At 34.0% G+C, this 12,780-nt stretch carries 10 protein-coding genes and 2 pseudogenes; 1 reads left to right on the forward strand and 11 read right to left on the reverse strand.

All coding sequences use genetic code 11. The features are described from left to right. Positions 1–39: 39 nt before the first annotated feature. From MHH71_RS06420 to MHH71_RS06450, 6 genes and pseudogenes are all read right to left on the reverse strand, one after another. Positions 40–495 carry a DUF3189 family protein gene (locus MHH71_RS06420; protein ID WP_006094484.1) on the reverse strand — a complete coding sequence of 152 codons (456 nt, stop codon included), beginning with the start codon at positions 493–495 and terminating at the stop codon, positions 40–42. 198 nt (positions 496–693) lie between these two features. Continuing rightward, positions 694–1,018, reverse strand: a pseudogene (locus MHH71_RS06425) (DDE-type integrase/transposase/recombinase); the annotation flags it as partial. Between the two features lie 400 nt (positions 1,019–1,418). Then, complete coding sequence (rfbG, locus tag MHH71_RS06435; RefSeq protein ID WP_033798812.1) at positions 1,419–2,507, reverse strand: CDP-glucose 4,6-dehydratase; 1,089 nt, start codon at positions 2,505–2,507, stop codon at positions 1,419–1,421. Between the two features lie 26 nt (positions 2,508–2,533). Continuing rightward, on the reverse strand, positions 2,534–3,493 hold the full coding sequence (locus tag MHH71_RS06440) for an NAD-dependent epimerase/dehydratase family protein (protein ID WP_033799636.1): 960 nt from the start codon (positions 3,491–3,493) through the stop codon (positions 2,534–2,536). Positions 3,494–3,611: 118 nt separating this feature from the next. Further along, positions 3,612–5,678, reverse strand: a complete 2,067-nt coding sequence (locus tag MHH71_RS06445; RefSeq protein WP_006094479.1) for a hypothetical protein — start codon at positions 5,676–5,678, stop codon at positions 3,612–3,614. A 16-nt stretch (positions 5,679–5,694) separates the two neighbouring features. Then, the gene (locus tag MHH71_RS06450; protein ID WP_033798811.1) at positions 5,695–6,444 is read right to left on the reverse strand and encodes a sugar phosphate nucleotidyltransferase; all 750 of its coding nucleotides are present in this window, start codon (positions 6,442–6,444) and stop codon (positions 5,695–5,697) included. A gap of 354 nt (positions 6,445–6,798) precedes the next feature. Here MHH71_RS06450 and MHH71_RS06455 point away from each other — a divergent pair, with 354 nt between their 5' ends. Beyond that, positions 6,799–7,098, forward strand: a complete 300-nt coding sequence (locus MHH71_RS06455) for a hypothetical protein (protein WP_018781430.1) — start codon at positions 6,799–6,801, stop codon at positions 7,096–7,098. 325 nt (positions 7,099–7,423) lie between these two features. Here the strand turns inward: MHH71_RS06455 and MHH71_RS06460 are convergent, their stop codons facing one another. The 5 genes and pseudogenes from MHH71_RS06460 to MHH71_RS06480 form a co-directional block, all read right to left on the reverse strand. Continuing rightward, entirely contained in the window at positions 7,424–7,627 is a 204-nt protein-coding gene (locus MHH71_RS06460) for a DUF1657 domain-containing protein (RefSeq protein ID WP_006094476.1), read from the reverse strand. A gap of 406 nt (positions 7,628–8,033) precedes the next feature. Further along, positions 8,034–8,426 (reverse strand): RidA family protein, encoded by a 393-nt coding sequence (locus MHH71_RS06465; RefSeq protein WP_006094475.1) that lies wholly within the window; start codon positions 8,424–8,426, stop codon positions 8,034–8,036. 409 nt (positions 8,427–8,835) lie between these two features. Further along, positions 8,836–9,309 carry a hypothetical protein gene (locus MHH71_RS06470; RefSeq protein ID WP_033798810.1) on the reverse strand — a complete coding sequence of 158 codons (474 nt, stop codon included), beginning with the start codon at positions 9,307–9,309 and terminating at the stop codon, positions 8,836–8,838. Continuing rightward, the gene (locus tag MHH71_RS06475; protein WP_033798809.1) at positions 9,281–11,413 is read right to left on the reverse strand and encodes a tyrosine-type recombinase/integrase; all 2,133 of its coding nucleotides are present in this window, start codon (positions 11,411–11,413) and stop codon (positions 9,281–9,283) included. Before MHH71_RS06475 ends, MHH71_RS06470 begins: the two co-directional genes overlap by 29 nt. Then, positions 11,410–12,770, reverse strand: a pseudogene (locus MHH71_RS06480) (tyrosine-type recombinase/integrase). Before MHH71_RS06480 ends, MHH71_RS06475 begins: the two are co-directional and overlap by 4 nt. Positions 12,771–12,780: the final 10 nt, after the last annotated feature.

A 12,780-nucleotide genomic window follows, 5' to 3' on the forward strand; every position in this document is an offset into this window, starting at 1 on the left:
TGGGTTATTTATAAATGGCAGGTGGGGAATATTTGACGCTTACGCTTCTTTTGTATAATCCACCAGTCTTTGTACATTGACACAACAAATCTGTGCTCCCCATACAAGTAATGGAATACCAATAAAATCAATATGTAATCTTCTAGAGAATAAACCACCAAACGTCATAGGAAGTGGAACGGTTGGTGACATATTTGAAAAAATGATTTTTTCGTTGTTTTGATATTGATGTTGAAGAATTTCTCCTAGATTTTTCATAGATGGTACCACAACTTTTGATGCTCCGCACCCTACTGTATAAACAGGATTGCCGCCCTCATCTCGGCCATGAAAAATAATTTTTCCCATATCATAAGTTTTAAGTTTATTAAAATAGTCCACATTTAAAATTTCTTCTCTCGTTAAATTCCGATCAGTTGGTAGTTTGTTTAAATGATACGCTGCGGCTAGTGATGTTGTATGCGTTCCGCCATAATCAGTGTAAATATAAATCATGTTCTCATTCCTTTGTCATTTACGTTCAATATTGATTAGTATCACCATTTCATTATTTACTAATCAAGGACTGATATATTTGGTTCTGGTACAAAGATAAAATAAAAGGGAATATAGCACATATATTTCTAACGGGATTGTATTTTATGCTGTCAGCCTAAATAATTGATGGATGAATTCTTTTTGATTTTGGACAGACTAATTCCTTAAATTAATCTGTCTCTTTTTCATCATATGCATGACTCCCACACCACTCAATATAGCGGTTGCTGTTTAAAATGATTTGAATCCCATCATAGAGCGTACACGTTTCTTAATAAAACGATGATCTTGTTCCACAATGTTATTTAGATATTTTATCTGCCTGATTTGGATGCCTAGTGGCATCTTTTTTTCTTTCTTCATTTTTTCTATGGCGATTGGATAATCTGGATTTTTATCAACTGTAATCACATGGGGGGAGAGGGACATGAAAAGACCGCAAAGCTTTCTTAAAGAATCGCTTTGCAGCCCTATGATTTCTATACATTTAATCATTTTTATATTTTAATTTATTTCTTAAGGAACTTTTTAAGGCAGTGAAAAATATCCTTTTTATTTTTCACTATATAATACCTAAACTCCTCATCTTCAATGTTTTTATAAACAGAAAAAAGGGTAGATGATGAGCGATTATACTGGTTTAATTAGCAAGGATGTAACCAAATTCAAATAGATTCTGTTCCCAAAACTCACTTGTCATGACTTTTTTGTTTTGTTTATTCTTTTTCTGGTTCTGTTGCAAAGTTTTTAAAAGTAGGCTAAACCTTTGCAAAATAGAGTAAGGAGAATCATAGATGGGATATTTTAAAGGAATGATAAGTGTCAAATGAATGATACATTCCGAAGTATACAATGAGAAAGGGATTATAGCTTTTCTTTTCTTAAGACTGCACATATTGTTTAATTTGATCAACACATAAATTTCTCAGCTCTGTACTGGAGTACGCCTTATAATTTTTATACCAGTCTACTGTATGGTCTAAAGTCTGTTGAAGGGACCATTTTGGTTCCCAATTGAGCTTGAATTTTGCTTTGCTTATATCTAGGTTTAGGAATGTTGCCTCATGAAATTCTTCTGGATTTACATTTGAAGATATCCAATTCCCACATCCCCAGGACTTTATCATACCGGTAACAAGCTCTTTTACTGAGACAATATTATTTAGTTTTGGACCAAAATTCCATGCACCAGAAAAAAGGACCCCATCAGTTAAAATTTTTTCTGCTAGAAGTAAATATCCACTTAAGGGTTCAAGTACATGTTGCCAAGGTCTTACTGCATTAGTATTTCTAATGAAAATTTCTTGGTTTGATTCCAGTGCTCGTATACAATCAGGAATAATCCTGCCTATTGACCAATCTCCTCCGCCAATTACATTGCCAGCACGAACACTTGCGATTATTTTTTTATGGTGCTCATATTTTTTTTCTGGAAAATAAGAGTTGCGGTAGGAGGAAATTAATAGTTCGCAGCATCCTTTGCTAGAACTATAAAGGTCATGTCCACCCATTGGGTCATTTTCACGGTATCCCCAAACCCATTCATTGTTCTCATAACACTTGTCACTTGTAACTATAATTCCTATTTTAGTGGATTCATGTAAACGAATTGCTTCTAATATATTCATTGTTCCCATAACATTTATATCATACGTATCTTTAGGGTGCTCATAAGAATATTTAACAAGTGGTTGTGCGGCTAAATGAAATACAATTTCAGGTTTATATTCTTTGAAAAGCTTATTTAATTTATTATAGTCTCTAATATCCCCACGAACATCAATTATGTCGTTTTGAAGGTTTGTTAAATTAAAGTTATCTTTTTTATTTTTAGGATCTAAAGAATATCCAATTACAGTCGCGCCTAATTCTTTTAACCATATGGATAACCAAGAGCCTTTAAAACCAGTGTGTCCTGTGATTAAAATCTTTTTTCCATGAAATACATTCTTAAAGCTATTATTGAACAATTGTTTCACACCTTAGAAATAGATTTTCATACATTCGGATATAGATGTGTATTATGTTTATACCAATTAACAGTTTTAATAATACCTTCTTCAATACTTATGCGTGGTTCCCAAGAGAGCATACGTTTAATTTTATTAATATTCGGTTTAGAAATCCTTCTTTCATTCGTTCTATAGGATAACGCACCATAATTGGGTCTTTTATTAGTCTGCAAGTGTTTAAAGAGTAATTCCACATAATATTTTAAAGGGTGAGTTTCACCGCTTCCAATATTAAAAATCTCATTTTGTATAGAATTATTTTCAATTGTTAGCATACAAGCATCTATAATATTATCTACATAGCAGTAATCTCTTAATTGATTACATAACGTTAAGTTTACATTTCTATTCTGTAATACCTGTAAAATAATATAGCAAAAAATTTTATGTGGTTCTTCACCTTCTCCGAATACTCCAAAGGGTCTTAAGGTTATAAGGTTGATATTGTTTTCAGCCGCGACTTGATGAGCAATTATAGTGGCTGCAGCTTTACTACTTCCATAAATATCTACTGGTGTTAATTCCATATCTTCCTTAATAGATTCTGTTTTATTTCCATACTCAGAACTGCTTCCAATATTAATAATCTTTTTGCAATCTATAGACTTTGTTGCCTGAATAATATTAATTGTACCTAAAACATTCGTTTCAATAGCACTCATGTAATCTGTATGAGCTGAATTTACTCCGTATGCAGCAAAGTGAAAAATATAGTCAGGACGGATTTGTTTTATAATATTTTCAACTTGGATCTTATCTCGTATATCTACTTCATAAAGTTTGATACTTTTTAATACATCATTAAGACGCCAAGGATTTGATGACTTTCTGGCTAAAATAACGATTTTCGCTTGTAATTTCAATAATCTTCTTACTAAATGAGAACCAATAAAACCGTATCCGCCAGTGATAAGAAACGTTTTATTTTTAAAATGGTCAATCATATTCATAGAATTTCATTTGTCTCCTTATAAATTTTGGGTAAAAGGAATAAATATATTTACTGAGGAAGTTTGTGTGAATTAGGGAATAATACTATTTATATAAAAGAGAGAATGGATATCACTTAAAAGATGAGGGAAGGTATTGGAAATAGTTTTTTACAGAGGACTCATCTAATTTTCCAACAAATAAAGGGGTAAGAGAAAAGATATTATCAAGTACGCGACATGTATTTCGTATTTTTTCGATATAAGGAATATATATATATTCTAAAATTGACGGATCTATTTCTACATGTTCTTGTTTCCATAAATCAAATTCATTTTTATTAATAATTTGCATACTCCCAAAGTGAAAAGCGATTAATTCATCTTGATCTATAAAAATCTTGTTTTCTGTTTTTGTTATAGAAGAATGATTATTTAAAATTAGATTCCAAGGTGCAGCGTTAATCCCCTTTTGAGTCATGATTTTAATGTTAGAAAATAAATCAGGAATGTGATTTAAATATTTTTGATCTCCCCATCTATTCATCTCAATATCATATACATCTTTACAATATTCTAGGCACTTATCTTTCCACCATATTAAAATATCTTTACTGTTTTGATCATTTTTAAATCCTATTAGGCCGGCCTGATACATGCCATGTACATTTTCCAATTCAGTAGTGCCTCTCTGTGGACAAAGAAATACAGAATACTTCCACCATTCATCTAGAATTATAGTAGGCTTTGTAAAGAAAAACATATCTGCGTCACAGTATATAATGTGATCAACTTCAGAATAATATTTAAGAATATGAAGGCATAGAGGGGCTTTTAATGTCCAGCAGTATTCCTGCAAACTTCTTTCATTCTTTATATTTAGGAGTTCTTGATTTTCTATGTCTTTCACATGAAGCAGTATAGCATTCTTCAATTTTAGATTTGTTAGAATTCGATAAGTTAAATTGTCCATACAACAGATCCACACTATAAAATCTGTACCATGGCTTTCAAGGGAATAGTAGCAAGTCAGACCTTGAATTAAACGTTTTTGACTTATAATTATTGAATAATTCATAAAATGATTTGATTGATTCATTTTTCTTCTTAATTGTGTATCTTTATATAAAGTCTGCGCCTCGCTAATGTCTTTAATACTTAACAGGCGCTGTGTTTTTTCACCTAATTTTTCTGCTAATTTTGTGAGGTTAAACTGAATTCCTTCTAGATAGGGGGTATAAATAAGGTGCAATATATTATTTGGTATTGAAAGTTTACCTAAAGACCAAAGATCAAAATCCTGTTCATTGAAAATGGTAATGCATGCAAAATGATATACAATTAGTTTATCTGTTTCAATGTATACCTCATTTTGATTTTTATCAATTATATAATTGTTATTATAAATACAATTCCAAGGTGCGGCATTTATACCTAGATTGCTTGAGATTTTTACTTTTGGAAAGTAAATAGGAATTAAATCTAAATATTTTTGGTCACCAAATCTTCCTTTATCAGGATTAGCACTACACCAGTCTAAGCATTTATCTTTCCACCATCGTACGCTTTTTAATCCGTAGAAATCGTTTTTAAACCCAATTAACCCAGCCTGATATTTCCCGTATTTTTCCTCTACCCAGTCACGGTCTCTCTGTGGACAAAGATAAATAGAATTGTCATCCCATTCTTTAAATATCATGTTAGGATCAGAGAAGAAATATAAATCACTATCACAATAAAGAACAGATGGCAAATTATAATTTACCAATAAATATTCAATAAGTACGGACTTTAAAGTCCAACAATATTCACTGACTGTCCTATTTCTTTTAATATCTTTCAAATTTGGATCTTCTATATCATCTACCTGCAAAAGATTTACATTATTCAAGTTCATTTCTTTCAATGTTGAATAAGCAAACACATCTATACAACAAATCCATAATGTAAACGTTTGTGAATTTTGCATTAGAGATTGGTGCAAAGCAATTATTTTCAAGACGTATTCTGTTCCAACTATGGCACAAAAATGATTTTCAGAGTGAGGCTGTTTATTATAAGGTAGAGGATAGATTTGTTTGCTTGTAGTTTTTTTAGAGTGGTCAATAGCTGAAGCATCTGAAGATAACGGAAAATCCTTTTCTATTTTAAAGGGAGTATAGCGGTGCGGCCAACCTTTCTTTCTATTGTTAAAACGCAATGTTTATTCACTCCTTTCAACTATTTTTGTTAGGGTTCCAGCTTTCATTTGCATCTTTAAGATCTTTAGGTGTATCTACACTAATCCAATAATCATTGTGCTCATAAACTGCAAGTTCCTTGTTTTTTATTAAATTTAGTAGAGGTTCTTCTTCAAGCATACAATCATTATCATTCAAATAATTGAATATTCCTTTATTAAATACAAAAAAACCTCCATTTATTACAGCATTAAGTAGGGGTTTTTCCTTAAAATCCACAGCAATCCCGTTTTCAATCTGTAAAAGACCATATTGACTACTTTTTTTTATACCGGTTAATGTTGCGATTTTTCCTTTGTCTTTATGAAATTTTATAAGTTCGTTAATATCTATCTTTGCTAATCCGTCACCATAAGTTAATAAAAACATTTCATCCTGTATATGCTTTTCAAGTTTTTTCAATCTGGTTCCGGTCATTGTTTCAATCCCTGTATCTATAAATTTTATATTCCACTGTTTTGGTTCTTCAAGCAACTGGTAATGATTATTCTTTAAATCTAAATTAAAATCATGTTCTTTCCATATATAGTCCATGAAATATTCTTTGATTTTTTCACCTCCATACCCTAATGGTAGGACGAATTCATGATGTCCAAACTTGCTATACCAATTCATTATATGCCAAATGAGAGGTTTTCCTTGAACATGAACTAATGGTTTGGGTATATTCCCCAGAATACCTTGCATCCTCAATCCTTTTCCACCACATAAAATTATGACTTTCATAGTCTTCTCTCCATCCCCTTCAGTTATTTAGCTAATTTAAATTATGCTATCACTATATAAATGGTATACACACTTGTACCATTAATTTTACAGAAGATATTTTCCATAAAAATACTGGTTAAAATACAAAATAAAGCCTACTCAAATGTATGAGTAGGCTTATTGCCTTAACATTACTTCAAGGTTACAAATGGATTTCAAAATCTAATAAGCATAGACATATCACTAAGCTAAACATACAAAAACCGGATAGGGATCCATTTATTTCATCATTATGAAACAAACTTAGTCCATTCTTTTAGTGCACTCATAGAATAAAGGGATATAAATCTTATTAAAAAGGGTTGGATTTCGATGTCTTTCGAACGCAGAAGACGTGGAAGATTTGATAGACGAGAAAGAGAGTTTTTCGGTGAAAGAGAATGTTTTGAGGAAAAGAATTGCTTTGTTGAGCGCAAAAGACGCTCAAGATTAGATCCCATACGAGAGGGAGATAAGATTCAAGTGTTCTCTGGTAGCAATCGAATCGATGGAACAGGAGTTTTTATTAAAGTTGAAGACAGATTTCTTGTTTGGGTTGATGAATGTGCGAATATTAATGTTACAAGCCTAGATGTTATTAGTGTTTGTAGAGAACATTCTTGTAATGCTTGAAGCATAACATTGCCATAAATCTTTTATTACCCCATAATCTTGCCTCAGGGACAAAGATAGTAGCAATCCATCTCAAACTTTTAAAATCAACACTTCAAATCCAAAAAAATAAATTGGGGTTCAGCCCATGCCCATCAAGCTAGTATTTTGAAGTGTCCCCAAAACGACAATTTTATTATTTTACAGTTATTTATGAGAATTTAGCTTAATTTTTTCGTTTTGAGGAACAACCAATTTCTTAACTTGATGGGCATACGGCAGAACCCCAGATATATAAATCTAACTATGATAAGACCTCTGCAAAAAATCTGAAGATTACTGCGTTTTATTGATTATACTGAGGCTCATCTTGTTGAACCTCCTGAACACGTGGTTCTAAAGAATCAATAATTATCTGCGCTTGCTGAGCTGCATTTTGATACAGTTGTTTTGCTTGCTGATTGTCAGTATCAAGAACAAATCCTTCTAAACATGCTTGAGCACTTTTTAATCCAGAAATAGTTTGCTTAAGCTTAGTAATTACTGTCATAATTAAATTCCTCCTTATAATTATGAATTCACTATTTAGAATAGCTATTTTCTACTGAAAATATGATTTCTAAATCTTGGTTATCTTTATAAAAGGGGTAGTGCCACATCGCTATCAACTTAAGAAAAGTAAACACCGCCAAAACAAAAAAATGAGCTGATCTCTCAAAATAACTAACTGTAGAGAAAGAAAATTTTCATTTAGGGGGTACTTCAAAACCTTAGCTTGATGGCGATGGGGTCTCGCCAACAAAACGCGAATTTTGTACGCTAAGCAAATTTCCATTCAAAAAAGTCGAATTCCCATACACTAAGGATTCGACTTTTTTAGATTGATTTATTCAATTAAAGCTCCCGATAATACAATAAGATTCATCATATAATTAATTATTGTTTATCAAAAGAGATTAATTAATTTCCTTACATGCCCATGCGTCTATCTCCACTTTAAATACAGGAGCTGCTAATGCCACCACATAAATCATAGTAGTACAAGGAAGATGTTCACCTAGAAAATCTCCAATAATTTTCCTTCTCTTCTCTGCATTAAAATCACCTACTAAATAAAATACTATCTTCGTTAAATCTTCTACGTTCATATTAGCAGCCTTAAGATTTCTTCTAATATTATCTAGAGCTAATTGTAACTGCTCCAATGGATCATCTGGAACCATTCCATCTATTTCCATGCCTAATTGACCTGATAATGTGAGCCATTTATTGGGACCTGTTACTTCTATTTGATGTACATATGGTGCTACTGGTTTATGTACTGTTTCTGGATTTCGGGATTTCTTCAACTAGAATCATTCCTTTACTGAAATTTTATAATAATCTAAATTATTATATCAGTTTTTTGAGTTTGGTGTTAACCTGCCTTGTTAGCTAAATTATATTTCTTCATAAACTTTTTTGTAACATATTTATCCAATTTATTTTCTCTAAAAGTACCGAAAACGACCGTTTAAAGAACTCTATTTAGTTCTAACAAAGCTGAAATAAATACGGTCAAAAACCAGTTCTAAAACTCATTACCAAAAACAAAGTTCCATAACAAACATTAAATGTCGTTTATGGAACTTTGTTAAAGTACGGTAAAACCAAGTTTTTTAACTTAGGAATTCCTTAGCGTACGAAATTCGCGTTTAGTTGGCGAGACCCCTAGCTGGTTTAGTTGAAGAAGGGAGGGTGATGCTTACCGTGTATCACCTACTTAAACAATTCAAAATAATTTGCCACCCATTTTGAATTGTTTTCTGCAATATATTGTTCTGCCAAAATCAATCGCTGTACAAGCTCTTTCTTAGACATCTTCATATACTTTCGTTCCGTGTTTTCTATGCTTCGGTCTAAACGTATACGTCGATAATCAACAGAAGTAAATGCAACTGAACGCTTTTGTGTAGACTTGTTGATATTTAATTTTTTCTTATATGATTTGCTATGCTGCTTATAATACGCATTCAATTCTTGATTTGTACTAATCGTGTTACGATGAATCCCTTTCCCTTCGGGATCAATGTCTTTTGACTTCTCTGATACAGTCTTGAGTGTAACAGGGAGGTTTTGTTTGACCAGAAGGTCAATTGCCTCCTTCCCTAACAAGAGAGAACGCTGGCTTCGAGATTCATGAACCTCTTTGAGCCACGTTCGGTTATCTTTTGAAGGAAACGTCTGGTTCATATGTCTGTTCCTCCCGATATTTCTCAATCAATTCAATTTCCTTTAACTCGTTTCTCGCAAGTTTCCGCATCTGTTTCGCCTTATTTACTTCAATCGTCAAATCCAGGGAAGCATACCGCTTTTCCATATCCTTAGATAAATCAACCACTTCAAGGAGTTCATGTTTCTTCTCAGGTTGCGGAATTTTTGCTACACATCCTAAACATGCCATTTTTACAGGACATACTTTATCTGTAACGCAAGTACCGCCCAACACATTGTTATATACACCTACTTTGGCCTTGTGTTCCTCCCACTCCCGCTGAAGTTCTTCAGGACTGCGAAGAATCGCTTCATCTAAGTCAACATAGTTTAAAATTACGCTGTGTAATTCTCCAACCTTTTCAGCTACTTGACTTGGAGTGGGTTCAGAGTAATACCTTGTTACATTCAAATCACGCTGATGAAGGATTTTCGCTACAATATCAACGGGAATTTCCTGACGTTGAACAGCTTCTGTTGCGAAAGCGTGACGCAGTAAGTGTGTTTTAATGATCACATGTTTTCCTTCTTGTGTCTCGAAATGCAATCCATGCAAGAGAAAACGGAGACATGAATGAATGGTTCTATCCTTAAGTCCTTTCTTGTTATATTGAAAGAAGTAGGGCTTTGTCTCTGGAAATAGGTGTTTCCTGTCACCTTGATACTTTACACTTGGCATTGCTCCATTATAATGTTTTTTCAGCATCTTATTGACTCTTTTCATTAGTTCGAAGGTTTGCTTGCTAATTATGTAAGACTCAACCGTATCTCGTCCTTTTGGGACAGCGTAGAAGGAATATTTTAAATCGCCATTCACCCTCATGGCTTGTAGGCAATCTTTTGCACGGTTAATTTGTAATAGTTCATTGATTCTCGCTCCTGTTGTCGTCAGAATGTCTACCGCCAATAGACCGAAGGTTGATGCAGCATAGAATGGCTCCATATCGAATAAAATACCTTCGGCTTTGTCTCTTTGTTGAGTAACAAAAGTAGTTTGAGATAGAACTCCTTTGTGATGAGATTCGAAAGGGCTAGGATTGCTAATTGATCCTTCTTCGCCATATCCCCATGAGAATAGGAGTTCTCGTTTCTGTTCAAGCCCTTCATCCATCACATTTTGAAACCACTTTCCTAATACGCCTTCTTGCAAGATTTCTGCAAACCATAGACCTTCCGCTACATCATCATCTTCTAATCGTTCGGCTTTTACAAACTCTACAAAGTAATGATTGTTGGCCTCCGAATATGTCCTTGTTCGCTGTTCAGCTGATGTTACAATAAATTCTGTAAATTTCTCTTTCTGGTACAGAACAAAGGAAGGTTTGTCCCATAAGCGGAAGTAAAACCGCTCTCCGATGCGTTCAGGTTCATCATAATGAAATTCTATGGGTAATGTGACCTCTCTCTTTTCCGCTTGTTTACAGGCTGTCAGAAAGGCTTCTCGCAATCGTTTCATCTGATTCCATCGGAAGTTTGCTTCCGCCCGAATTTGAGGAAGGTAAGGGAGAATGGCATCCGTCTCACTCTTGCGAGTGTTTTGAGCTTGTTCTCTTGCTTGTTTAGTGAACGTAAAATCTCGGCTATCAAACAAAGGCTTAGGGAGTAAGAATTGCTGAAAATACTCCCGTTGTTCTTGATTTAACTTTGCTATAAGCCATTTGTTAGTCGAGTAGGAAATTGATTTATAACGACTTAAAAACCTTGCTCGCTGGTCATTTGAATGTTCGGGATAAATAAGGCCTTTCAGGTACTGGTACATGTGTTTTTCTGTATCAAAATCAGCAAAAGTTTGCAATTCATAAGTATGGAATATATCCTTGAATCTTGGACACAATGTGCGAAGTTGGTTTGCTATGCTATTAGTATCTAAATTTCTATCTCCACTAATAAGCATATATAATAGCAATTGATTTTGCCAAGGCGTATCTAGACACTGATTTAGAAAGTATTTTACAGGGGATTCGTCTAATTTATCTAAAAGAAACACCCCTCTGTTATCCTGCAAATGAAGAAAGTGTTCATACACTTTTCCTATTAATTCATTATAAAATGGGGAGGTAGGTAAATCTGTTATTGTTGTCATAATTCATCCTCCAAATCATCCAGTAGAGCCTGTATATCCACTTCTAACTCCATGTCTTTTACTGTGTTTACAACAGTCAGAGTGGGCTTTTTTGTTCTTTTTTGTTTTGGCTGCTTTATGTATTCCTTTTCTTTCTCTGCTATATGTTCCAGCATCTTGTCATGGAAACCTCGATGCCTTTCCTCGTCAAAGTGGTGTTCATACACTTCAATCGTGTCTTTTTGTTTCCATTTCATGTATTTAATAAGTTCATCTTTACGTTGAGCAATTTCTGCATCCGTTTTAGAGACATTATAAATTTCACGCATACTTGTCGTAACAAACCAATGTCTTATTTTGTGCGGATTTAACCTTATGTCCATCAACGTCATTACCTTATTCCAGTGCAGATACCAGGTCTGATATGACAACGGTGTTCCTCGTTCCGTCAGAAACATGGGTGCATCGTTAGGTAGGGAATCAAAATCCTGCCCTAAAGGGTCAAATATTTTCCGCTCCTTGTTGATATATTGAAACAGGAGTTTCGTGGTGTCTTTACTAAAGCGAAGAAATTTCACTCTGCGACCATGACTCCCTTTATTAAACGTGCTGACTTCTTGAAAGGACTTACGGGAACGATAGTCCCCAATCGTAAGTTCAATAACTTCAGATGCCCTTGCTCCTGTCTCAAATAACATACGGGCGTGCCCTTCTCTCGCAATGACCAATTTGCATGATTACCTGTCTGTTTGACTTTATGGTAGAGAAGAGGATCATCAATGATTTCAGGTTGCCATTCCTCGTTAATGAGCTTGAAGTAGGAATCTGTCAAACGTCTATGCACAAGCGGGTCTTCCGTTCCTGCTTCGGCAGGCATTCGCGGTTTATTTTCTCTTACACCTTCGGTATTCGTTTTATAGTCATCTAATATTGCATGAGAGTCGATAAGAGGATTGGGATAGCTATACTGTCTCAGCGTAATCAAAGACTTATAAAACGACTTGAGAGCGGAAAGAAAACGATGAACCGTATTGGGGCTTTTATTGGAACGATTGATAAAACGAAAAGAATCCTTTTCTCGAACTTTACAAGCCATTTCATCCATCAAATAATCTTCCACAGCGATCCGTATGGCTTCTGGAGAATCAATCCACTGAACACGTTTTCCTTGATAATTGCTGTGTTTATCCAACCAACTAAAGAATGGTAGAAGGCATTGTAGATACGACAATGCCGAGCTTTCTGAGATTTTCCTGCTGACATCATCATAAAAGTCAGTTAGCGGTAAAAACGGCTCATTACTGGCGTTGAACACAAGCAATTTGTATCGGCTTTGAACACCTTTTGGGCAATACAAGTGGTAATAACTATTTTGCATTTTCACAATC

The organism is Bacillus sp. FSL H8-0534 (assembly GCF_038005885.1).
Taxonomy (GTDB): domain Bacteria; phylum Bacillota; class Bacilli; order Bacillales; family Bacillaceae_G; genus Bacillus_A; species Bacillus_A pseudomycoides.